Origin of the sequence: Alcanivorax borkumensis SK2, from assembly GCF_000009365.1 — a bacterium.
Taxonomy (GTDB): Bacteria; Pseudomonadota; Gammaproteobacteria; order Pseudomonadales; family Alcanivoracaceae; genus Alcanivorax; species Alcanivorax borkumensis.
In genome coordinates, this window is the sequence record NC_008260.1 from 209,985 (window position 1) to 233,650 (window position 23,666).

Below are 23,666 nucleotides of genomic sequence, written 5' to 3' on the forward strand. Positions count from 1 at the left end.
GGCTCCTTAAGGGGGGTGTCTTTTTTTTTGGTTATTTACTTTGTTTGGCCATACAACCAAGCAAATTTCAAATTTGTCAGATTTCTTGTCTTGTGTCTATGTCTACGCAGCGCCTGTCTTTGCCCTCCCACATATGATTATTGACAGATGACTAGAGTGTATGTGGAAGTGCCTAACAGTTACAGTGATAGCAGTCGATTAAATCGTGGTTTCTCGACCGGGGATAACGTATCCAGTACCTCACGTCTGTGATGTGGTTAGAAGAGTTAGCAAATTATAATAGTAATGCAGTTTGCATCAGCATAGCCCCGAAGAATAGCCTAGTTATTTTGCCGTGCCCAGTGGCACGCTAGGTTAGAAGGTTGTTTTCCGTCAGGGCGCCTTTTGCAGGGGGTCAGGGTATGCGACTAACCCGTTTGCTTTCCACTGTGCTGGGGGTGGTGGGATTTGGGTGATCGCCCAGTCGACTGAACTGGTAATGGTTCATTGGCAAATGTTTGGCCCGCCACAGCATTTCTAAAGAGGTAGATGGGCGCAGCATCGGCGCGTCACCGTGGTGGTCGAAGTAGTAACTGTTTGACTGCGCACAATTGTGGTTGAGGAACACTGTGTTCTGCTGGCGCTTCTGAATATTGCGGAAATAATCGTCATGTACTGACTGGCGAATTTCCACTTGGGTGGCGCCACGCCGGTTGGCTTCGCGGATGCAGCGTGAGAGGTGGATAGCATTACCCTCGACCATCTTGAAATAAGAAGTCCCGATAAGAGCATAGGGCCCGAGCATAATGTAGAAGTTCGGGTAGCCTGGGATGGTCAGGCCTTCGTAGGCTTGGTAGCGATGGTCATGCCAAAAATCGCCCAAATTAATGCTGTTGCTGCCGATTACGTCGAAAGAGGGGATGTTTCCTTTCTCAAAAGTTTTGTAGCCGGTGGCCAGGATCAAGGTATCGATGCGTCGTGAGCGACCATCATCGGTGGTAATGCCGCTGGAGGTGATGTGTTTAATCGGCGTAGTGACTAGCTCAACGTTGTCCCGGGCGAAGGTGCGGAAATATTCGTTGGAGAACGTGGGCCTTTTACAGCCGAACCCGTATTTCGGTGTCAGTTTCTCCCAAAGGTCCTTGCGGTTGGGCAGTTGTTTACGCATGTTGGCGATGCCCGCTTTTTCGCACATGCGCACCAGCCAAGGGGCTTGGCGGTAATAAATTGTTGAAAGCACCATCAGGGTTTCACTGGCGGTATCGGTGGCTCCGCGCAGGGTGCGTTGCAGACCCGGTACGGTTCGGAACAGGCTCTTGAGCCAGCCGGGCAGGGTGTGATCCGGTTTTTTTAGAACCCAGATAGGGGTGCGCTGGTAGACATCGAGTTGGCGGGCCTTGACGGCAATTTCCGGAAGCAGTTGCACTGCGGTGGCTCCGGTGCCTATCACGGCAACCCGCTTGTCACTGAGATCCAGATCGTCCGGCCAGCGGGCAGTGTGAATGACTTCGCCTTGGAACTTCTCCAGTCCCTCAATATCCGGCATTTTGGGCGAGATCAGCCCGCCGCAAGCCGAAACAATATGCCGCGCTCGAAGTTGTCGCCCATCCCCAAGCTCAAGCACCCAGAGATGGTTAGCAAGATCGAAGCTGGCGCGAGTGACTTCGACGCCAAAACGAATAAGGGGGTAGATGCCATACTTGCTTGTTACCTGCCGAGTGTACTGGTAAAGCTCGTTTCCCGGAGCGAATACTCGCGACCAATTTGCGTTCTGTTCGAACGAAAATGAGTAAGTGAAAGAGCTAATGTCGACAGCGATCCCCGGATAACGGTTATCGCGCCATGTGCCACCCACATCCTCACTGCGCTCAAGGATCAGAATGTCCTTGATGCCATCGGCACGTAGCTGGATTGCGGCACCAATGCCGGAGATGCCAGCGCCAATGATGATTACTTCATGATCGGGGCTAATGTTATAGCGAGGATTCTGGGTTGCAAAAGCAGCCATGTTCATGACGATATCTCCGGGATTGTCGTGTCGCTCTCGTTTGCAGTGTGAAATGCCTCCTCGTGGGCGTCTGTGGTGGCAAGATATTTGCGAAGAAAACGGACGATTGTGGGGAGGTCTTGTTTTGCCTCCGGCAGCAGGAAAGTGAATACGGGCCAGACGTGTGGCATATCTTTACGTTCCAGAAGCTGCACAGGCACGCCGGCTTGTCGGGCGCAGTGAGCGGCTGCATAGGCATCGTCGCGCAGGCACTCTTCGCTGCTTACAGTGAAAAGTAGAGGTGGCAAGCCGGTAAAGTCTTGGGTGATTGGTGAGGCATATGGGTGGGCGGGATCAGCGCCTGCCAAGTAGACATCCGTTGCGACCTCAATCATGCAGTGAGATAGCATGGCATCACTGTCGCTATTCGCCTGTCGGGACATCAAATTGCCTCGGGCATCTGATGCTGGGGAGATGGCTACGGCACAGGCCGGCATTCTCAGCTTGTGATCTCGGGCGCGTAGTAGCGTGACCAGAGTCAGGTTGCCCCCTGCGGAGTCTCCAGCAATGACTATAGGGCGGGGATCAGCCATTAGTTCACGATAAACATTAAAGGCATCATCCGTCGCTGCCGGGAACGGATGCTCTGGCGCGAGTCTGTAATCTGGAAGAAAAACCCGCGCGTTAAGCGTGCGGGCCAGATGGCCACAAAAGTTGTGATAGGTTGCAAGGCGGCCACCAATAAACGCGCCACCATGCAGGTAGAGTATGGTTGTTTGTGGGTCGGTGGGGCTGAGCCAGTGGCCTGCCGTCCCGGCAACCTTGCCTCGCTGTAACCGTATTCCGCGTGGAAGCGGTGAGGGCGCCAAAGGAGCGTTCATTGCTCTGCGTAAGTGCTTTACCAGTTTGTCCGGGTCGCGTATATCGCGCTTGACCCCGGCACGAAGAAGCAACTTCATGAGGTGTGCGGGAATAGAAGCCATATGTTAGTTCCTTGAATTTTTCTTTCCCATGAATGCGGTTAATCAGCCAGTATTCGGTAAGCTTCGCCAATGGCGCGGGCGTATAGTCTTGGCGTCAAGCGTTTCAGTCGCCAAGCAATGCGGCCGTCGATTTGTGGCAGCATGTACAGATCTCCACGGTCTAGGGCATTGAGGGTCTGGCGAGCAACTTGGTCAGCGTTGGTCAGGGCAAAGCGGGTCATCGCTGAACTGGCAAAGTCACGTCGACGTTCAGGCAGGCGCCCATTCTCGACGATATTGGTCGGAACCACCGTTGGGCACAGGGCGGTGACCTGCACACCGGTTCCAGCCAGCTCGGAAGAAAGCGTTTCCGATAAGGCTAGCACGCCGGCTTTGGTGACATTGTAGGCGGTCATTTCCGGAGCAGATCCGAAGGCGGCCGCGGAGGCCACATTGATGATGCCTCCGTAACCGAGGTCGCGCAGGGCCGGGGCAAAAAAATGGCAGCCGTGAATGGCGCCCCAGAGATTGACGTTCATGCACCAGTGCCAGTCTTCAAGCGACACTTCACCGATCGGACCGCCGAGACCGACCCCCGCGTTGTTGATCAACAGTGTCACCGGCCGGCCGAGCAGGGACTCGGCATTCTCCGCCAGGGACTCCATCTGCGCTTGATCGCCCACGTCGCATTGTTGCGCGATGGCGTGATTGCCGAGTGCCCGCAGGTTGCTGGCCACCTGTTCGGCACGTTCTGCATCGATATCGACACACAGCACCGAGCCACCGCGGCGGGCCACTTCGTAGGCGAAGCTACGACCGATGCCACTGCCGGCACCGGTGATGACGGCGGCCGCTTGGGTGGACGGGGGTAACGGTTTCTTTTTCATGCTTCTCCTCATGCGGGCTCAGCCTGTGGTGCAGAAAGTGTTTCCGGTGCGTGCTTGGCGCGGTGATCTCGCAGTGCCTGGTACGCCTTCTGGGCATCGCCGGTTTTTTCGTAGGCGCGCTTCCAGATACGAATCACATCACGGTTGTCATCGTCCCAAGGATGGAAGGTGGGTGAGAAGTAGGGTGTTACACCACCGAGGACCTTGGAGAGAATGCCGGGCCGCCAGAACAACACCTTGGTCATTTTTGCTGCTGAGCGCAGATTCAGAATCTGGCGATCTTTGTAGAGTAGATAGGTCTGGTTGCCAATCATGAGGGGAAAACCCAGGGCGATGGCTAGTAGCATGCCACTGGCGCGCAACCGGTAGCTGCGAAAGCCGCCGCCACTGGCATCGACGAACACGTCGTAGCTGACACTCTTGTGCTCGGTTTCTTCAACAAAGTGCCAATAGAGCATGGCGCGCAGTTCTGGGTGGGTCTCGTCAAAAAGTTCCGGATGCTCAAGGAGTACCGAGGAGATAATCGCAGTGAAATGCTCGAACGCCGCAGCGATGGAGCTCTGCATGTCGTCACTGAGACGGTGCTGGAGTTGCTTTCGAATCAGTTTGAAGACGCCTTCGACTTTGTCGATGGGAACCCCATGCTGCACCCCGATGGCATTCATTTCGTCGTGCTCGCGAGCATGAATGCGCTCTTGGCGAATGAATTCCTTGGCGGCATTGAGCACCTCCGGGTCGTCAAGCTTGCTAAGTTGTCGCCTGGCTGAGTTCATAACCCAGCGCTCGCCGTCTGGGACGGCGGCAAGGATGGCGTTCATCCAGTGGGTGGACCAAGGGTCATTACCGAACCAGTGGCGGGCCACGTTTTCGATATTCATGGGAAAGTGAATGTCACGGGTTACAACCTCGTCGTAACCGATCTTGCGATTTGCTAGGGCCATTGGATTGCTCCGATATAGAGTTCATTATCTAGACTTTATTTGTATGACCAACCAAATTCAATATTATGGGCTAAACAGTGTTCTTGTTTATGTATAGCCTAGGTGGAGCGATCTGAGAGCAAGGCTGGGCCGCCTCCAAAAGGAATGTTAGAATCAAAGACTTACAGCATGGGAGTGGCTTGTGGGAAGAAAAAAAAATCAGGCGATGTCGGTGGCCGAGACGGATCGAGAGTTTGTGCTTGGTGCTGCAGCTCGTCTGTTTCGGCAAAAGGGCTTTGATAAAACTACCGTAAAGGAGATCGCCGAAGCTTGTGGCATGTTGCCTGGTAGCCTGCATTATCGTTATCCCTCTAAAGAGAGCATCCTGGTAGACCTAATGCGGCTGGCACTTGAGCAGGCGTCGGGGTCCTTGTCTGAGGCAATTAAGGGGGAGTGTGATCCCCTTGAGCAGGTGCGGCTGGGGATCAATGCCCACCTTGAGTTGCTGGTTGGTGGGTCGGATAAGGTCTATGTGTTGCTTTTTGAGTGGCGCTCCTTACATGGTGCGTCACGCCAAGAAATGATTGATCTCCGGGACAGATACGAACTTCTATGGTCTGCTATGTTGAAATCCTTGTCATCTCAAGGGCTTATTCGTGCTGATGTGGATCGTGATCTTCTGCGCCTTATTGGGCTCGGAGCGTTAAACTGGGTGGCAACGTGGTTTAACGAAGACGGCCGGTATACCGTGAAGGATATCGGTGACTTTGTCTGGGCGGTAATAAAAGATGGGGTAATTAAGCGGTAGGTGGGCGCTTTGGTTTGTGGATTGAGGTCGGTTGGTCAAAGGTGTGTCTGAATATCGCGGCGTACGATCCGATCAACATACGAATCTTGGGATCGCCTTCCCCGTAGAGCAGGGGCTCGTTTTCAGTAGCCTGCGAGGGGCGCTCCCCTGGTCGTCCACAGACCCCTCTCAGCCTGCTAATCAGTGCGCTGCCTGTACTGATCGGGCGGCATGCCAAACCAGCGCTTAAAGGCTCGCCTAAAGCTTGCAGTGTCGTGATAGTTTAGCAGTGAAGCGATAGCCTCTACGGATAATTGGGTATCGCGCAAGTAAGCGGAAGCTTGACGGGAAAGAATTTCAGCTCGAACCTTTCGAAAACTACTATTTTCTTCTTTGAGTTTACGCGAGAGGGTGCGCTTGCTAATGAATAAAGCGCCGGCCGCCTCTTCTTCGCATAGTGTGCCGGCTGGATGAGACAGCATCATTTTTTTGAGTAGGGTTTGATAGTCTGGTTCATGGTTTTGCAGTCGAGCAAGCATAGATTCGCATTGCTGAAAGGCGAGGCTATAGTTTTCATTGTTCGCTGAAGCGTTTGGTATCCGGCATAACTCCATCGGGAAAGTGAGTTTTAGCTGATTGGAGCCAAAATGAATCGACCCAGGCAAATAATCTGGGTATACAGCTTGGTATGTGGGGGCTGGATGGCGAAAATAGACCTCGGCTTCGTATAAGGGGTGCCCCACGATGAATTCGCCCATTTCGAAGAACGCTTTGATAACGGCCTCCGCCAAACATCGCTCAACATCTTCATCTACCACCACTTGGAAGTTAGCCAAGCATACGAGGAGATCATCAACCTGTTGCAAATGTAACTGGATGAAGCTTGCGCGCGTGGGCAGGAAGGTATGGAATGCCTGTAGTGCGGCCAGTAGGTTCGGGCTGCTATAGGCTACCAAGCCCATTACACCATGGGTTGCGGGTGTTAGGCGCGAGCCTAGTCGTAATCCGAACTCAGGCTTGCCAGACAAGGCCAGAGCATTGCGCAGGATGCGAATCTGCTGGGTCGCAGTGAGTAAGCTGTCTTCTTTCAAAAGCTGCTCAACGTCGAGGCCTGTGCCGCGCAGTAACTTTGGTAATTGCCGGGCAGCGAGACCAAGTTCACGTGCAATCAGTCGTGAATAATTCGACGGAATGTCAGCTTCGGGGGTTTGGGGGCCCTCTTGCTGTGATGTTTTTGGCATAATCACTCCTTGGGAATGACCTTGATTGTCTTGAAATGTCCCCATGCTGTCAAGAAATGTCCTCGCCGGCATGGCTATACAGCGACAAGCTAGGTTTCATACAGACTTTTGGTAGGAGAATGCAGCTGTGGGAAAAATCACCTTTATTGAGAATGATAAAACTGAACATGTAACAGAATTTGAGGCAGGTATTACTTTGATGCAAGTTGCCTTAGACAACGCCGTTCCCGGTATTGATGGGGATTGCGGCGGGGAGTGTGCCTGTGGTACCTGTCACCTGATTGTTCCAGAAGAATGGTTCGATAAAACCGGGCCGATTAATGATGCTGAAGAACAAATGTTGTCCATGACACCTGAGCGTGCAAAAACCTCTCGGTTGGGGTGTCAGGTTAAGGCCACTGAGGCAATGGACGGAATGACTGTTCAATTGCCAGAATTTCAAATGTAAGTGCGGAGAGCGACATGTCAACGAGTTCAAGTACAAGTAATGACATCCAGGCAAAAATAATTAACGCCACATCCAAAGTCGTGCCAATGCATCTACAGATCAAGGCACTAAAAAACTTGATGAAGGTGAAGCGGAAGACCATTGGCACTTCCCGCCCTCAGGTGCACTTTGTTGAAACCGATTTGCCTGACGTCAATGATTTGGCGATAGAAGATATCGATACGAGTAACCCTTTTTTATACCGACAAGGTAAGGCGAATGCGTACTTTAAGCGGTTGCGTGATGAAGCGCCGGTGCACTATCAGAAGAACAGTGCTTTCGGGCCGTTCTGGTCGGTAACACGCTACGAAGATATCGTCTTCGTGGACAAGAGCCATGATTTGTTTTCCGCCGAACCCCAAATTATCTTGGGTGATCCTCCGGAAGGCCTGTCGGTTGAAATGTTCATCGCTATGGATCCTCCCAAGCACGACGTACAGCGTCGGGCAGTCCAGGGTGTTGTTGCGCCCAAGAACCTGAAAGAAATGGAAGGACTGATCCGCAAGCGCACCGGGGACGTACTGGATAGCCTGCCGTTGGACACTCCGTTCAACTGGGTGCCGGTGGTGTCGAAAGAGCTGACCGGGCGCATGCTAGCCTCACTGTTAGATTTCCCGTATGACGAACGCGAAAAACTGGTTGGCTGGTCGGATCGATTGTCCGGCGCGTCCTCGGCAACCGGCGGCGAGTTTACGAATGAAGATGTGTTTTTTGATGACGCGGCAGATATGGCGTGGGCTTTCTCCAAGCTTTGGCGTGATAAAGAAGCCCGTCAAAAAGCAGGTGAAGAGCCGGGTTTCGATTTGATCAGCATGCTTCAGTCCAATGAAGACACAAAAGATCTGATCAATCGTCCTTTGGAATTCATTGGTAATCTCGCGTTGTTGATTGTTGGCGGTAATGACACCACGCGTAACTCAATGAGCGGGGGGGTGCTGGCTTTAAATCAGTTCCCAGAGCAATTCGAGAAGCTAAAGGCGAACCCAAAGCTTATCCCCAATATGGTCTCTGAAATCATTCGCTGGCAAACGCCGCTTGCGTATATGCGCCGGGTTGCCAAGCAGGATGTGGAGCTGAACGGACAGACCATCAAGAAGGGTGATCGCGTGCTGATGTGGTATGCGTCGGGCAACCAGGATGAGAGAAAATTTGAGAATCCTGAGCAATTCATCATCGACCGCAAAGATACGCGTAACCATGTGTCGTTTGGTTATGGGGTTCACCGTTGTATGGGCAACCGCCTTGCCGAACTGCAGCTGCGTATTCTGTGGGAAGAGCTTCTCCCTCGCTTTGAAAACATCGAAGTGATCGGTGAGCCGGAGCGCGTGCAATCGAACTTTGTGCGGGGCTATTCCAAGATGATGGTTAAGTTGACGGCTAAAAAATAATGACTCGCCAGAACGGAAAGGTGATCGAACAACAATTCGATTATGTGGTGGTCGGTGCGGGCTCGGCTGGGTGTGCAGTGGCTGCCCGCCTTTCCGAGAGCGGCAGTTACTCGGTGCTGCTACTTGAGGCGGGGCCAGAGAGCCGGCGGAACCCCTTCGTTAACATGCCGCTGGGGTTCCTGCAGCTGATGTTTAGCCGCCGCTTTAACTGGCAGTTCAATACCGAACCGCAGCGTCACATGTATGGCCGCTCACTGTTTCAACCGCGCGGGAAGATGCTTGGTGGCTCCAGTGGCATGAACGCGCAGGTTTATATACGTGGCCATGCTCGTGACTATGATGATTGGGCGAGAGAGGGATGTGAGGGGTGGTCGTACGCCGATGTGTTGCCGTACTTCCGAAAAACCGAGCATTACGAACCGCCGTTGGCACCGGCTGAAGCAGAGTTCCATGGCGAAGGTGGGCCTCTCAATGTGGCCGAGCGACGTTATACGAACCCGCTAAGTTCGGCGTTTGTTGAGGCTGCGGTACAGGCAGGGCACCCGCACAATAAAGATTTTAACGGCAGAGAGCAGGAAGGCGTAGGTTTCTACTACGCTTACCAGAAGGACGGAGCGCGCTGCAGTAATGCGCGTGCCTATCTCGAGCCTGCGGCAGGGCGTTCCAACCTTACGGTTCGTAGTGGTGCTCATGTTACACGTGTGCTGCTTGAGGGTTCCCGCGCTACCGGTGTCGAGTACCGGTCTGCCACGGGGCTGGTTCAGGTCCGAGCAGGGCGCGAAGTTGTGCTTTGCGGCGGCGCGTTCAATTCTCCACAGCTTCTGATGCTATCCGGAATCGGCCCACGTGAGGAATTGTCCAAACACGGCATTGAGTTACGTCATGCGCTGGAGGGTGTTGGGCAGAATCTTCAGGATCATATTGACGTATTCATGCGTGTCAAAGCACGCAGTCGCCAGAGTATCTCCATGCATCCCAGCTATTGGCTCAAGGGAATGCGGGCGTTACTGCAGTATTTGACTGGGCGGCGCGGTGTATTGACAAGCAACGGTGCTGAGGCCGGAGGTTTTATCCGCTCTCGGCCTGAGGAATCCATACCCGACCTGCAATTGCACTTCGGGCCTATGTTGTATGCTGATCATGGCCGGGACTTTAAGACGGCGATGAGTGGTTATGGCTATATCGTCATGATTTACGGGCTTCGGCCATTGTCGCGTGGGCGTGTCGGTTTGCACAGCGCAGACCCGCTCCAGGCGCCGCTGATCGACCCTAACTATATGGCCGAGACGGCCGACGTTGAGCAGCTGGTTCGTGGCGTTCATTTGGTGCGCAAGATCCTAGCCCAGCGAGCGCTCGAGTCGCACCATGAGGTTGAAATTTCGCCTGGGTCGGCGTTGAAGAGTGATGATGATCTGGCTGAATGGGTGAGGACTAGCGGTGAGTCGGCATACCACCCGGTGGGCACGTGCAAGATGGGGGTAGATGCAATGGCGGTGGTAGACCCGCGTTTGCGAGTCCATGGACTGCAAGGCTTGCGAGTGGTTGATGCGTCCATCATGCCAACCTTGGTTGGTGGCAACACCAATCAACCGGCAACGATGATTGCTGAGAAGGGTGCAGCCATGATCCTTGAGGATGCCAAGCATACTGACGGTTGAGTGGCGTGTGCCGTGCAGCGCGGCGCGTTGCACCACCTCGTGTCATAATCGCGACAGCTAAACCCGTGAACTCACCTACTCATCTCATTAGAAACGGTGCTTATTTACATAATTTGGCCCAAGGCACAGATAAAGAGAGAAGCATGGAAAACGAAAAACAAGATGCCACTGTCATCGTTGGAGGCGGGCACGCAGCAGGTGCGTTGATGACAGCCTTGATACAAAAGAAATATCCACACGAGGTGGTTCTGGTGGGCGAAGAGCCTTATCCGCCCTACCAGCGCCCGCCTTTATCCAAAACGTATCTGTCAGGAGAGGTTAACGAGGAATCTCTCTATTTGAAACCGCGCTCGGTGTATGAAGGTGCGGGGCATCAGTTGCGACTTGGTGTGCGCGTTGAGAACATTGATCGAGACAACAAAACCCTTACATTGTCAGATCAGAGCACACTGAAATATGGCCGACTGATTCTTGCCACAGGTTCACACGTTAGGCGTCTTAATGCGCCTGGATCTGAATTAAAAGGCATCCATTATCTGCATGACATTGCTGATACGGATACATTGCGCGATCAACTGTCACCAGGTGCCCGTTTGGTTATTGTCGGTGGCGGCTACATTGGCCTTGAGGTTGCAGCCAGTGCGAGCAAGAAAGGCGTTAATGTTACGGTGCTGGAAGGCGCTGAGCGTCTAATGCAGCGAGTTACGGGCGTTGAGATGTCTTCGTTCCTGTATGCTAAGCACAGTGGTTCTGGCGTGGACGTGCGTCTTAATACTGCTGTCACCGGCTTCAAAGCTGGAGATCAGGGGCGAGTGGCTGGCGTAACGTTAGCAAATGGCGAAACGGTTGACGCAGATGTTGTGCTTGTCTCGATTGGCGTTATACCCGAAACGGCTTTGGCTGAGGCTGCCGGCCTATCCTGTGAAGACGGTATCCTGGTGGACGAATATGTCCGCACTTCTGACCCAAGCATCCTGGCGATAGGTGATTGCACTCGTCACCGAAACCTTTTCTTCGAGAAAATGCAGAGGCTCGAGTCCGTTGCTAACGCTGTCGATCAAGCACGTACTGCGGCAGCGACCTTGATGGGAGAGGATAAGCCCTACGATAGCGCTCCATGGTTTTGGTCGAATCAATATGATGTTCGTTTGCAAATGGTGGGGCTCTCGCAGGACCATGATGAACGAGTCATGCGTGGCAGCACGGAAGACAAAGCGTTTGCGGTGTTCTATCTCCGTGAGGGCTGTGTGATTGCCGTTGATGCGGTGAATATGCCCATTGCGTTTATGGTTGGAAAGCAGTTGGTTCAGCACCGTAAGAGTATTAGCGCTGACGTGTTGAGTGATCTGGATGTTGAATTAAAGTCTTTGATCTGAAACTGGTAGTGATTGCTGTTTGTGGCGGTGGCACGGGCTACCGCTACAAGGCAAGGTTGGGAACAAAGGAGATAGAGGGTGAAGTATTCCAATGTTCCTTTCTTATTCGGTGCTAGAACCTTTCGGTAATCTTCGCGGCTAAAAAACTGGCTGGATGAATGAGCTGGAAATAGATTCACCGTAGAATTCTGGGATAACGACTTTTTCTTCATAAAGATAAAAGTCGTTATCCCGGAAGCCGCAAGCAGCGGCCTTTTTTCTCGTCGCCATACCGTCTACCGCCATATGGCTGGTTGTCTCCCCCTCCCGCACGTGATTACCCCCTCCCTGTCGAATTTGGCCGATTACCACCAGGAACAAACAAAGGCCACACGGGCGTTTTGACCTGTGAACGCCAAACGCTATAGGTATTGGGTGACTTAATGCTGGCGCGGGCTTCCACAGTGCCGTTTCGGCATACGTTTTTTAGCGGGTAATTGTCTGTTTCAACTTCCTGATTCGATTTATCAGTGACGGACCCCTTGCCTTCGAACTTAGCTCACCAGTGATAATTCAACGCTGTGCTCGGGGATACCCCGGAGACTGGTATTCCCGCCTCATGCTGCTCGAGATTCGTTAGAATCTGACTGCCGGAAAATAGAGGCGTCTTCATCGTAAAAGTATCGAATCAAAACCTCGATAAATTTTTAGGGGAGAGCGCGTGCGGTGAACCTTTCTTTATTGTAGAGGCCATTATTCTGGTTAGTGCTGTGAATGCCGCAGCTAGAGAGGCCGATAATGTTTGGTAATGGCATCGAGTCGATGTGTAGAATGGAAGCGAACATTTTAGATCATGCAGGTAGCAGCGATGGATTTTGAAGCGGCTCTTCAGCCTTCTGAATATATAGATTCTGACAGCCCATCGGTGATCAGTTTTGCTGAAACTGTGGTGGGTGACGAGACGGACCCGATAAAAAAAGCGGTAAAGCTATACTACGCGGTGCGTGATGATATTCGCTACGATCCGTATCGGATTTGTTTCTCGCAAGAGGGATTAAAGGCAAGCACGACGCTGGCCAATGGCTATGGTTACTGTGTGGCAAAGGCTGTGCTGCTTGCCGCTGCCGGTCGGGCGGTTGGGATTCCTTGCCGTTTGGGCTTTGCCGATGTGAAAAATCATCTGAGCTCTGAAAAGCTGAAAGAGATGATGCAAACAGATGTGTTTGCTTGGCATGGCTATACGGAGTTGTATATCGATACCCGCTGGGTAAAAGCGACTCCGGCGTTTAATCAATCACTTTGCGATAAGACCGGTGTAAAACCGCTTGAGTTTGATGGCATTCATGACTCTGTATTGCATGCATTTGATCAGGCCGGCAATCGTCATATGGAATATTTGAAAGAGCATGGCGTTTTTGATGATCTTCCATTTCAGCAAATTCTTGCGGATTTTAAGAAGTATTATCCGGCCTTTAAGGGGTTGTTCGGTTCGTCTGCTGCTGTTGCGGTTGAAGGGCGTTTCGAGGATGAAGCGTCGGCGGGTTAACGATGGGGCGAGGTATTTACACGCTGATGGGTATGCAGTCATTGCTGCCGATCAACAGGTGTTGAGAGTAGAGGATGGTGGGTGAGAATTATGTTTCACCCACCATTATGGGTTGGATTATGGTGGGTTTGAGCGGATGTCTCTGGACTCTAATTTAATAAAATTTCAATAAGTACAGGGTTTTAAGGATGGGGGGGTTACTCGATATTCTGGATCTGCTCCCTCATCTGTTCAATCAGCACCTTTAGCTCCACCGCTGCCGCTGTGGTTTCGCTGTCTACGGATTTGCTGCCCAGGGTGTTAGCTTCGCGGTTGAGTTCCTGCATGAGGAAGTCGAGCCGACGGCCGATATGGCCGCCTTTTTTGAGGATGCGGCGCACTTCGGTAACGTGGGTTAGCAGGCGATCGAGTTCTTCATCAACGTCCATCTTTTGCGCTAGAAGAACCAGCTCCTGTTCCAGGCGATCCGGGTCCGGGGAGTCAATGACGTCCTGGATGCGGCTGCGTAGGCGTTCACGTTGGGCTTCCTTGATGCGCGGGATGGCGGCTTTGACGATTTCTACTTGGACAATGATGCCGTCGAGCCGTTCTTCAATCAGTTTGCCTAGCTGTTCGCCTTCTCGGCTGCGGGTGTCGATCAGGGATTGCAGGGCTTCATCAAGTAAGGTTAGGGATTCGCGTTGCAGTAGCGCCACATCCAGCTGCCGGGTGCTGAGAACGCCGGGGTGACGGAGAATTTCCATGGGGTTGACCTGGCCGGAATGTTGGACCAAGTCTCCGACTCGGCGAGAAATGTCCGACAGTTGCTTCACTAGTGGCTCATTGAGTTCTAGGGCGGCATCGCTCTCATCTTGTTGGTAGCGTAGAGTAATTTCTACTTTGCCCCGGGCGAGCCTTTTACGGCAGCGTTCACGTACTGCGTTTTCCAGTGAGCGAAGGGCGTCGGGCAGGCGGGGGCTGACTTCAAGGTAACGATGGTTCACGGCTTTGATTTCCCAGACAAGGCCGTAGCCCTCAAGCGGGCGGTCGGCGCGAGCAAAAGCAGTCATGCTGCAAATCATGGTGAACCTCGTTGTTGTCAGTGGGGTGGAGCTCTGCGGTGTTTGCCTGCACGCTCCTACAGTAATGGTTCCCTAGTCTAATGGAGACGGGTTTGGGTGCAAGGAAGGCATTGGCGTCGGTGTTTGCTACAATGGCGGCCCTTTCGTTTTTACTATTTCAGGAGATTCCATGCGCCCATCCGGCCGAGCCCCCGATCAATTGCGTGAGCTGAGCTTTACCCGCAACTACACCGTTCATGCCGAGGGCAGCGTATTGGTGGCGTTTGGGAACACTAAGGTGCTGTGCACAGCGTCCGTGGAAGATGGTGTGCCACGTTTCCTCAAGGGCAAGGGCCAAGGCTGGCTCACCGCCGAGTACAGTATGTTGCCGCGTTCTACCCACACCCGCTCTGGCCGCGAGGCGACCCGCGGGAAACAGGGAGGGCGTACCCTGGAAATCCAACGACTGATCGGCCGTTCCTTGCGTGCTGCGGTGGACATGAAGGCGCTGGGTGAGCGCACGATTTACCTGGATTGCGACGTACTGCAGGCCGATGGTGGCACGCGCACGGCATCCATTTCCGGGGCCTGTGTGGCGCTGGTTGATGCCTTTACCTACCTGCTGGAAACCAAGAAGATCAAAAACGACCCGCTGACCGGGTTAGTGGGTGCGGTGTCTGTGGGTATGTACAAGGATACCCCTGTGCTAGATCTAGATTACGCGGAAGACTCCAATGCAGGCACTGACATGAACGTGGTGATGACTCAGCAAGGCGGTTTTATCGAGATCCAGGGTTCAGCAGAAGGCGCGCCATTTACCCGTGAGCAATCTGACAATTTGTTGGAGCTGGCTGAAAATGGTATCGGTGAGATCATTAAAGCGCAGCAGGTCGCACTCGGCTGGTAAAAGCAAAACAAAGGTGCGTTTTGCACCGTGCGCGGCACGGTGCTTCACCGTTGAGAGCAAGTTACGTAGCACACAGGCTTGATTATGAAGAACTATAAAAAGCACTTTTTGCGCTTCGCGGAAGAGCGTAAGGCTTTGAAATTCGGTGAGTTTACGTTGAAATCCGGCCGTAATAGCCCGTATTTCTTTAATGCGGGAACCTTCAATAGCGGTGAAGCGCTTGCCCGGTTGGGACGTTATTATGCGGATGCGATCATGGCATCCGGGCTGGAATTCGATATGTTATTCGGGCCGGCCTATAAAGGTATTCCTCTAGTAGCGGCGGTATCCGTGGCGCTGGCCGAACACCATGGGCGGGATTACCCTTGGGCGTTTAACCGCAAGGAAGCCAAGGACCATGGCGAAGGCGGCTGGCTGGTGGGTGCGCCATTGCAGGGCCGAGTACTGGTGATAGATGATGTGATCACGGCCGGGACTGCGATTCGTGAAGTGGCGACGATGTTCGAGAAGACCGACGCGAGCATGGCGGGGGTGATGGTCGCACTGGATCGGCAGGAGTGCGGTAAAGAGCCCTCTGAGGCGGGCAAGGGCCTGTCTGCGATTCAGGAAGTTGAGCAAGCATTGGGAGTGCCAGTGGGGTCTATCGTTACCATGAGTGATATTGTCGCCTGGCTGGAACAGCAACCGGATAGCGAAGCCGTGGTGGAGCCTATGCGTGAATACCGGGAGCGCTATGGAGTGCAATAATAATGAGAATCGTCGTCCTGTTGATGGCGTTCATTTTGGTTTCGCCATTACTGCCTTCGTCGGTTTGGGCGCGTTCCGGGCAGCGCGCGAATGAGCGGATGCCGGATGGCGCCTACTTTCGACATGAAACCACGGATGGTGTGGTGCACTTGAACCGAACCCTGACGATGGATGCTATCCGCAACGGTTATCAGTTGTTGGATCAATATGGCCGGGTGCTGGAGGACGTGGAGGGTGTGGAGCTCAATGACGCCCAAGCCAAGGCCCAGCGGATGAAGCAGGCTCGCCAGGCACGGGAAGATCGCGATATGTTGCGATTATATGCCGGCCCGGAAGATGCGGAGCGGGCGCGGGACCGTAGGGTCGAAGCGCTGGAGCTCAGTATTAGTTACGAAGAGAATAATCTGGCTCAGTTACAGGCGAAGCTGGATGATGAGATTGCCACGGCGGCACGCAATGAGCGGGCGGGTAGAGAGGTGCCGGAGGTGGTTAAAGAAGCGATTGATCGGTTGCAACGGCAGATCATCACCGCGGAAAAAAAACTAAGTGAGTTCGATCAAGAAATAGATCAAGCCAATCAACAATACGCGCCAATTATTGAGCGTCTTGAGGTTATTGAGAAAGGCCAGAATTAGGGCGGATAATGGTCGCCCTGATTCTGGTTTAGTGCGGAATGAAGCGGAGAAAGCTTGAAGAAAATAGCCACCACGGTGGCGAACGCCTTTAATTCCTTTTACCGAAACAAGGTGGGTTGCAATAGCGCCCATTGGGCCGGCCAGTCCTGGCCTGGCTTAATTTTGAAGCCAGAACGAACGAATTGCGCAATGCGCCCTTCGGCCACGGCCAGCAGTAGGTTGGCTGTGACGGTTGGGGTGGCTTGGGTGCGTAAGCCTTCCTTCAGCTCTGCATCACGCAGTACTTTTTTTACTTGGCTTTCCACTCGGTCGTAGAATTGTTGGATGCGCAGGTGCAGGCGTGCGTTTTCACCAGTCAGGGCGTCGCCGGTGAGTAACCGAGTAATACCGGGGTTGCGCTCGGTGAACGCCAGCAGCAAGGTGAGTATTTGTTCCACCTGATCGCTGGCCTGACCGTCTTCCACGATACGGTTAATACGCGAAAAAATGGCTTCTTCGATAAAGCTGATCAGCCCCTCGAACATCTTTGCCTTGCTGGGAAAATGTCGGTATAGCGCCGCCTCGGAGACACCCACTTCCCGCGCCAGCCCGGCGGTGGTAATGCGTCCTCCTGGTGCGGCTTCAAGCATGTGGGCGAGCGACTGCAGGATCTGCTCTTTCCGAGACGGTTTTTTATCGGTCATGAAATGTCGTTCCCGTTTTTAGCTGCAAGCGGCAAGCTGCAGCGCGAGTGTGGCAAGAGATATATCATATGCTATGCCCGCGCCCAACATTCCCGGGTTTATTGCTGCAATATTCTTATAAATTGGTTATAGCAAAGTCACCGGCAATCCCTCTTGCCGGCGACTTAAGTTGAAGCTGAAAACTTTAAAATTTTATTGTTCAACTAGTCTTTGCTAATTAGGGTGCCGATCCCCTTGTCTGTGAGAATTTCTAGCAGAACGGCGTGAGACACCCGGCCATCGATGATGTGGGCAGTGTGCACGCCGTTTTGCACTGCTTCTAGGGCGCAGCCTATCTTGGGCAGCATGCCGCCGTAGATGGTGCCGTCCTTGATCAGGCTGTTGACCCTTTCGGTGGTGAGCCCGGTGAGGATCTGGCCTTGTTTGTCTTTCAGGCCGGGGACGTTGGTGAGCAGAATGAGTTTTTCTGCACGCAGCACTTCAGCTACTTTGCCGGCCACAAGGTCGGCGTTGATATTGTAACTGGCGCCGTTGTCGTCTACGCCGATGGGTGCGATTACAGGGATAAAATCGCTGCCGGCGAGCAGGTCGATGATGCGAGTGTCGATACCCTGCACTTCGCCAACGTGGCCGATGTCGATGATCTCTGAGGCCTGTAATGCAGGGCTATCCGCATCGCTTGCCTTGAGAACCATCTTGCGAGCTTTAATCAGCCGACCGTCTTTGCCAGTGAGGCCGATGGCTTGACCGCCGTTATGCTGGATCAGGTTAACGATGTCTTTGTTGACCAGCCCTCCGAGCACCATCTGTACCACGTCCATGGTTTCCCGGTCGGTGACACGCATACCCTGAACAAATTTGGATTCTTTGCCAAGACGTTCCAGTAACTCGCCTATCTGGGGGCCCCCGCCGTGCACAATCACCGGGTGGATGCCCACTTGTTTCATCATTACTACGTCACGGGCGAAGCTGTTTTTTAGCTCCTCGTTTTCCATGGCATTGCCGCCATATTTGATGACTACCGTGGTGCCGGCAAAACGCTGAATGTAGGGTAGCGCCTCAATCAGAATTCGGGCGGTGTCATGGGCACTATTGGCGTCCATTGGGTCTCCTTGGGTATTCGCTTTAGCGGAGGTATTTAACGTTCAAAATGCAGGGCCAACGCTTTGCATTGCAGGGGCTTTGTCCGCGTTCCCTCTTAGGATAAAGCGTGGAGCAAAAGAGTATCCGATTTGCGCGGTGCCATCTCCACGTTTGACCTTTCAGTTCGGTGATTCTAACTCAAAACGGCAATTTTAGGCTTTTATCGATTGCATGCAGTTGTTTGCGGAACTGTTCTTTTACTCGTTCCAGTGCCTCTTCGTCGCGCCCTTCGAAGCGGGCCACCAGTGACGGGGTGGTGTTGGACGCGCGCACCAGCCCCCAGCCATCAGGAAAGTCCACCCGTAGCCCGTCGATGGTGGTGGGGCGGCCGCCGGTGAATTGGTCGGCATGGGCCTCGAGGGCGTCGATCAGTGCAAATTTGTTGTCGTCGGTGGCATCGATATACAACGCTGGGGTGGTGGCGCCGGTTTGAAATTGGTCGAATACTTGGCCGGCGGTGTCATCTTGCAATGAAAGGATTTCCAGCAGGCGAGCTCCCGCATAGGCGCCGTCATCGCAGCCGAACCAGCGGTCGGCGAAGAAGATGTGGCCGCTGATTTCACCCGCCAAGGCGGTACCACTTTCTTTCATTTTGGCCTTGATTAGCGAGTGCCCTGTTTTGTACATCAATGGACGGCCTCCGTTCTTGCGGATAATGGCAGGCAGGGCGCGGCTGCATTTTACGTCGAAAAGGATGTCGGCGCCGGGGCTGCGGGCGAGCAGGTCTTTGGCGAACAGCATTAGCAGGCGATCGGGCCAGATGATTTCGCCGGTGTTGGTAACCACTGCGACGCGGTCGCCGTCGCCATCGAAGGCTAGGCCCAGGTCCAGTTCCTGTTCCTGTACTACGCGGATCAGGTCGGTGAGGTTATCCGGGTTACCGGTGTCTGGGGCGTGGTTGGGGAAGTTTCCGTCGATCTCTGTATACAGTGGCGCAACTTCACATCCTAACTGGCTGAACAGGCGTGGCGCCAGTTCGCCAGTGGCACCGTTGCCGCAGTCGATGGCAATTTTTAGGGGGCGGGCCAGCACGATGTCGCTGGCAATGTCGTTGAGATAGCGATCGGCGATGTCGCGTTCTTCTTCGTGGCCGCGGCCTTCGCTAAAGGCATTGTTTTTGATGCGCTGGCTAAGGGCTAGGATGCGTTCGCCGTAAAGAGTGTCGCCGTTCATGACGATTTTTAGGCCGTTATGCTGGGGCGGGTTGTGGCTGCCGGTGAGCATGATGCCGGTCTGAGTTTCTAGTACTTCGGTGGCATAGTAGAGAACCGGAGTGGGGACTAGGCCCAGGTTAACCACGTCGCGGCCGGATTCTAGCAGGCCTTTGATTAATGAGCGGCTGAGTTCCGGGCTGGAAAGGCGGCCATCGCGGGCCACCAGCACTGTTTGCTGGCCCAGTTCGCCGGCTTCGCTGCCGATGGCGCGTCCTAGCAGGTAGGTGCCTTGAGCGGTTAGGGTGTCGCCGGCTATGCCGCGGATGTCGTAAGCGCGAAAAATGCTGTCGGGTACAGCTTGGTCACCGCCATCGTCATCTATTAGTAGAATGCTATCGTCGTCATTTTCCTCCACTAGCAAGGCGTCGGTTTGGGCTGCGGCATGGGGACGAGTGGCGCCTGCGCGCTCGCGTAATTTTTGGGCCAGCCGGGCGGAGGCTTCGTTAGCGCCTTTTAAAACTGGAAACTGGAAATGGTCGCGGGCGGTGACACCCGGTTGGTGTATGAGTTCGTCGCTGTAGCGGATTAGCTCGGCGACGTCTTGTCGCAGGGCTCGGTTCAGCAGGCGGTTGACCAGCAGGGTGGTTAGGAGGATGGCAACTGCACCCAGGGAGACGCCAAGGATGGCGACAATCAGGCTATTATCGCTGTGCGCGCGTAGTGCTAGGCTGACTTCAACCGGGCCTTGCGTGACCTGAGCGGTGCCGCCGCTGGCGCGTTGCTTGTTGTTGAGCAGAGGGGTGCCAGCGTATTTCACGGCGAGCGCACCACCGTTTGGGATAGACGCGCGCAGGGCGGTAGCCAGCGGAACTAAGGACTGGGTGAGCAGTAGGCTGCCAAATTCGTTGTGGGTGGCGCGAGCGATCACTAGCCGGGGTATGTCGCCGGCAATGATGACGGGCTCGGGCTTTTGGCCCAAGCTGGCCTTCTTGAGTAGCTCTTGGGCCGTGTAGCTGAGCCGGGACATATCTGAATCACGGTGGGAAATTAACTGGACTGAGGCTTCGGGGAACCATTGCTGCTGATGCATGTTGAAGCTGGACAGGTCATTGTCTGCCAGAGCGCGGTTTGCGTCGCGGCGGTTACTGAGAATGTCCAGTTGCTTACGTGATATCTCGATCGTGCTATGGACTTGATTGGCCAAAGAGCGAGCCAACAATTGAGCCTGAGTATGCTGTTGTTCGGGTTGTAATTGCTTTATTTGATAGACGTAAAGGCAGCCGGTGGCCGCAATTACCCCGATAATGCCCGCTGTAACCAAGGGCAGCAGTTGCTTCATGACGTTGGTGGATTCATCTTGCTTGTTGTTCTTTTTTGTCCCCATATCCCCTCCGCTTACCCGGCGCTACCACTGTGTTATTGCGGTTTAGGTTGTGGTGCGAGCGATGCTGCGTTGTTGTGCCGCATGGTTTGTTGCTTTTGTGTTGTATTACTGGCGGCCGCTATGGCCGAAGCCGCCTTCGCCGCGTTTGCTGGCGCTGAAGCTTTCTACTTGTTTTAGTTCTACCTGCATTACCGGCACAATCACTAGCTGAGCGACGCGCTCACCGGGCTCCAGCGTGAAGGGCTGCTGCCCACGGTTCCAGCAGGACACCATCAGTTCGCCCTGATAATCAGAATCGATGAGTCCTACCAAGTTGCCTAGCACGATGCCGTGTTTATGGCCGAGACCTGAGCGCGGCAAGATCATGCCCGCATAGCCCGGATCATCGATAAAAATGGACATGCCGGTAGGCAGCAGCTCGGTGTCTCCTGGTTGCAGGGTTAGCGGTTCCTTGACCATGGCGCGCAGGTCTAGCCCGGCGGAGCCGTCGGTCGCGTAATGAGGCAGAGGAATGCTGTCGCCAAGGCGGGTATCGAGTACCCGATATTGCAGTCTCATGGTGTTTCCTTCGGTCAGGTTACATGCATCACGGGATAAAATCGGGCGTGTTACATGCTGCGTGCAGCGTGTCAGCGTTAGTCTTTATAGCGTATCGCGATCAGTTCGATCAGTTGTTTGGCAATTTGGGCTTTGGAGGCCAGCGGCAATACCTTGTGGCCGCTGGGCCAGATTACCGTGAGGGCGTTGTTGTCGCTGTTGAAGCCCACATTGGTGCCGGAGACATCATTGGTGGCGATCATGTCGAGCTTCTTGTTCACCAGTTTGCCTTGGGCGTAGGCCATCACGTCTTGGGTTTCTGCTGCGAAGCCTACGGTAAAGGGGCGTTTGGCGTGTTCAGCTACGGAGGCCACGATGTCTGGGTTTTTTACCAATGTAAGGTGAATTTCTTCGGTGGACTTCTTGATCTTGTGGTCGGCGGTCACGGTCGGGCGGTAGTCCGCTACGGCGGCGGTGGCGATAAAGACATCGCAGCCATTTTCCACCACGTCCATGCAGGTTTCATACATATCCACTGCGCGGATCACATCCACGCGCTCCACCCGTGAAGGGGTGGGTAGATACACCGGCCCGGCAATCAGGGTGACCTTGGCCCCAGCTTCGGCCGCGGCTTCGGCCAGCGCAAAGCCCATTTTCCCGGAGCTTTTGTTGGTGATGTAACGCACCGGATCGATGGACTCCCGGGTGGGACCGGCGGTGATCACCACATGCTTGCCGGTGAGTAGCTGGTTATCAAACACTTCCGCCGCCTGCTGAATGATTTCCAGCGGCTCGAGCATGCGCCCGGCGCCGACTTCGCCACAGGCCTGGCTGCCGCTGCCGGGACCGAAAATGGTGATGCCCTTTTCCTGAAGGATCAGCTGGTTCTTTTGGGTGCTGATATCCGCCCACATTTGCTGGTTCATGGCCGGGGCAATGGCGATAGGGGCGCCGGTGGCCAGGCACAGGGTGGTTAACAGATCGTTGCCATGGCCATGGGCCAAACGGGCCATGAAGTTGGCGGACGCGGGCGCAATCAGTACCAGATCTGCCCAGCGAGCCAGTTCTATGTGGCCCATGGCGGCTTCGGCCGTTGGATCCAGCAGTGTAGTGTGTACGGGATGCCCTGATAGCGCCTGCATGGTCAGTGGAGTAATGAATTCACAGGCTCCCTGGGTCATGACCACCCGCACTTGTGCGCCGACATCCTGCAGTCGGCGTACCAAATCGGCGGCTTTATAGGCCGCGATGCCACCGGTGACGCCCAGCAGGACGCGTTTGTTCATCAGACGTTGCATGCAAAAACCCTTGTTTGGATGACGGCAGATATGGCGAATCTCCACTGCCGCTGCAGCCGCTAAACTGCTATCAAGTCAGGCTACATAGAGTAGCACTCTATAAGAGGCGCGGCACGCGGGGCGCAACAGGCTACACATAAAACAAAGATGTTTTTGGGGGAGGTGAGCTTTGAGACGAATATATAAGTCATTCAGCGTGTGGCAGGCGGGGATGAAGAGGGTGATGGCTGCGTACAGGTTGCCGCGTGGAGCATTGTTATGGCTATAACAGATTGGCCGGAGGATGAGCGGCCGCGGGAAAAGTTATTGGCGAGAGGGGCGCAGGCGCTTAGTGATGCGGAGTTGTTGGCGATCTTTTTGCGTACTGGGCAGCAGGGGCTAACGGCGGTGGATTTGGCCCGTCGGCAGTTAGTGAGTAGTGGCGGTTTGCGGGCCATGTTGGATCTGAGCCCGGAACGAATGGCGCACTTGCCTGGGATGGGGGTAGCCCGACGGGCATTGTTGCTGGCGGCACTGGAATTAGGTCGCCGCTATTTGGCAGAGCCTCTAGAGCGGGGGTTGCCTTTGGATAATCCGGACAAAGCGGGACAGTTGCTCACTGCCCAGTTGCGCGGGTTGCCGTTTGAGGTTTTCGCGTGCTTGTTTCTTGATAACAAGCATCGGCTGATTGCTTTCGAGAAACTGTTTCAGGGCACTATTGATGCCGCTGCGGTCTACCCTCGAGAAGTGGTGCGCCGAGCCATGGAGCACAATGCTGCGGCGGTGATCCTGGCGCATAATCACCCTTCCGGTGTGGCGGAGCCTAGCCAGTCGGACCACGCTATTACTCGCCGCTTGGTGGAGGCGCTGGGGCTGGTGGAAGTGCGAGTACTGGATCATTTGGTGATTGGTGATGGCGGTTGGGTGTCGTTGGCGTCTCGCGGAGCAGTGTAAGCACGTGT

At 54.3% G+C, this 23,666-nt stretch carries 21 protein-coding genes; 10 read left to right on the forward strand and 11 right to left on the reverse strand.

The annotated features are described in order from the left end of the window. Positions 1-394: 394 nt before the first annotated feature. Genes ABO_RS00975 through ABO_RS00990 form a run of 4 tightly spaced genes read right to left on the reverse strand, consistent with a single transcriptional unit; the run spans position 395 to position 4,756 of the window. A complete protein-coding gene (locus tag ABO_RS00975; RefSeq protein ID WP_011587491.1) occupies positions 395-1,993 on the reverse strand; it encodes a flavin-containing monooxygenase in 1,599 nt (532 codons plus the stop codon). Next, positions 1,990-2,949, reverse strand: coding sequence for an alpha/beta hydrolase (locus ABO_RS00980; protein ID WP_011587492.1), 960 nt, complete (start codon positions 2,947-2,949; stop codon positions 1,990-1,992). Before ABO_RS00980 ends, ABO_RS00975 begins: the two co-directional genes overlap by 4 nt. Positions 2,950-2,987: 38 nt before the next feature. Next, positions 2,988-3,815, reverse strand: a complete 828-nt coding sequence (locus ABO_RS00985) for an SDR family NAD(P)-dependent oxidoreductase (RefSeq protein ID WP_041704629.1) — start codon at positions 3,813-3,815, stop codon at positions 2,988-2,990. A gap of 8 nt (positions 3,816-3,823) precedes the next feature. Beyond that, on the reverse strand, positions 3,824-4,756 hold the full coding sequence (locus ABO_RS00990) for a metal-dependent hydrolase (protein ID WP_011587494.1): 933 nt from the start codon (positions 4,754-4,756) through the stop codon (positions 3,824-3,826). A 181-nt stretch (positions 4,757-4,937) separates the two neighbouring features. Between ABO_RS00990 and ABO_RS00995 the strand changes: the two genes are divergently transcribed. After that, positions 4,938-5,543 (forward strand): TetR/AcrR family transcriptional regulator, encoded by a 606-nt coding sequence (locus tag ABO_RS00995; protein ID WP_011587495.1) that lies wholly within the window; start codon positions 4,938-4,940, stop codon positions 5,541-5,543. 176 nt (positions 5,544-5,719) lie between these two features. Here ABO_RS00995 and ABO_RS01000 read toward each other — a convergent pair whose 3' ends face one another. Further along, positions 5,720-6,808, reverse strand: a complete 1,089-nt coding sequence (locus ABO_RS01000; protein WP_231868093.1) for an AraC family transcriptional regulator — start codon at positions 6,806-6,808, stop codon at positions 5,720-5,722. An 82-nt stretch (positions 6,809-6,890) separates the two neighbouring features. On the opposite strand from ABO_RS01000, the gene ABO_RS01005 reads away from it, so the two are divergent. The 5 genes from ABO_RS01005 (at position 6,891) to ABO_RS01025 (ending at position 13,197) form a co-directional block, all read left to right on the forward strand. Next, complete coding sequence (locus tag ABO_RS01005) at positions 6,891-7,211, forward strand: 2Fe-2S iron-sulfur cluster-binding protein (protein ID WP_011587497.1); 321 nt, start codon at positions 6,891-6,893, stop codon at positions 7,209-7,211. A gap of 14 nt (positions 7,212-7,225) precedes the next feature. Then, the gene (locus ABO_RS01010; protein ID WP_011587498.1) at positions 7,226-8,638 is read left to right on the forward strand and encodes a cytochrome P450; all 1,413 of its coding nucleotides are present in this window, start codon (positions 7,226-7,228) and stop codon (positions 8,636-8,638) included. Then, positions 8,638-10,296, forward strand: a complete 1,659-nt coding sequence (locus tag ABO_RS01015) for a GMC family oxidoreductase (protein ID WP_041704644.1) — start codon at positions 8,638-8,640, stop codon at positions 10,294-10,296. The genes ABO_RS01010 and ABO_RS01015 overlap by 1 nt, the downstream gene beginning before the upstream one ends. Before the next feature lie 143 nt (positions 10,297-10,439). Next, positions 10,440-11,672: an NAD(P)/FAD-dependent oxidoreductase gene (locus ABO_RS01020; RefSeq protein ID WP_011587500.1), complete on the forward strand. Its 1,233-nt coding sequence runs from the start codon at positions 10,440-10,442 to the stop codon at positions 11,670-11,672. 847 nt (positions 11,673-12,519) lie between these two features. Beyond that, positions 12,520-13,197 carry a transglutaminase-like domain-containing protein gene (locus tag ABO_RS01025; RefSeq protein WP_144412614.1) on the forward strand — a complete coding sequence of 226 codons (678 nt, stop codon included), beginning with the start codon at positions 12,520-12,522 and terminating at the stop codon, positions 13,195-13,197. Positions 13,198-13,394: 197 nt separating this feature from the next. Here ABO_RS01025 and ABO_RS01030 read toward each other — a convergent pair whose 3' ends face one another. Continuing rightward, on the reverse strand, positions 13,395-14,246 hold the full coding sequence (locus tag ABO_RS01030) for a YicC/YloC family endoribonuclease (RefSeq protein ID WP_231860900.1): 852 nt from the start codon (positions 14,244-14,246) through the stop codon (positions 13,395-13,397). A gap of 181 nt (positions 14,247-14,427) precedes the next feature. Here ABO_RS01030 and rph point away from each other — a divergent pair, with 181 nt between their 5' ends. The 3 genes from rph to ABO_RS01045 all read left to right on the forward strand — a co-directional run bounded on the left by rph (position 14,428) and on the right by ABO_RS01045 (position 16,526). Next, a complete protein-coding gene (gene rph / locus ABO_RS01035; RefSeq protein ID WP_011587503.1) occupies positions 14,428-15,144 on the forward strand; it encodes a ribonuclease PH in 717 nt (238 codons plus the stop codon). 84 nt (positions 15,145-15,228) lie between these two features. Continuing rightward, a complete protein-coding gene (gene pyrE / locus ABO_RS01040) occupies positions 15,229-15,891 on the forward strand; it encodes an orotate phosphoribosyltransferase (protein ID WP_035459033.1) in 663 nt (220 codons plus the stop codon). A gap of 2 nt (positions 15,892-15,893) precedes the next feature. Beyond that, complete coding sequence (locus ABO_RS01045; protein WP_011587505.1) at positions 15,894-16,526, forward strand: hypothetical protein; 633 nt, start codon at positions 15,894-15,896, stop codon at positions 16,524-16,526. Between the two features lie 98 nt (positions 16,527-16,624). On the opposite strand, the gene slmA is transcribed toward ABO_RS01045, so the two are convergent. The 5 genes from slmA to coaBC all read right to left on the reverse strand — a co-directional run bounded on the left by slmA (position 16,625) and on the right by coaBC (position 22,725). After that, positions 16,625-17,209: a nucleoid occlusion factor SlmA gene (gene slmA / locus ABO_RS01050; RefSeq protein ID WP_011587506.1), complete on the reverse strand. Its 585-nt coding sequence runs from the start codon at positions 17,207-17,209 to the stop codon at positions 16,625-16,627. A 203-nt stretch (positions 17,210-17,412) separates the two neighbouring features. Next, a complete protein-coding gene (argB, locus tag ABO_RS01055; RefSeq protein ID WP_011587507.1) occupies positions 17,413-18,312 on the reverse strand; it encodes an acetylglutamate kinase in 900 nt (299 codons plus the stop codon). Between the two features lie 178 nt (positions 18,313-18,490). Further along, complete coding sequence (locus tag ABO_RS14665; RefSeq protein WP_050731494.1) at positions 18,491-20,890, reverse strand: phosphomannomutase/phosphoglucomutase; 2,400 nt, start codon at positions 20,888-20,890, stop codon at positions 18,491-18,493. 105 nt (positions 20,891-20,995) lie between these two features. Further along, entirely contained in the window at positions 20,996-21,448 is a 453-nt protein-coding gene (gene dut, locus ABO_RS01065; RefSeq protein WP_011587509.1) for a dUTP diphosphatase, read from the reverse strand. Between the two features lie 77 nt (positions 21,449-21,525). Beyond that, entirely contained in the window at positions 21,526-22,725 is a 1,200-nt protein-coding gene (gene coaBC / locus ABO_RS01070; protein WP_011587510.1) for a bifunctional phosphopantothenoylcysteine decarboxylase/phosphopantothenate--cysteine ligase CoaBC, read from the reverse strand. Positions 22,726-22,983: 258 nt separating this feature from the next. On the opposite strand from coaBC, the gene radC reads away from it, so the two are divergent. Next, on the forward strand, positions 22,984-23,658 hold the full coding sequence (gene radC / locus ABO_RS01075) for a RadC family protein (RefSeq protein ID WP_011587511.1): 675 nt from the start codon (positions 22,984-22,986) through the stop codon (positions 23,656-23,658). Positions 23,659-23,666 lie beyond the last annotated feature (8 nt).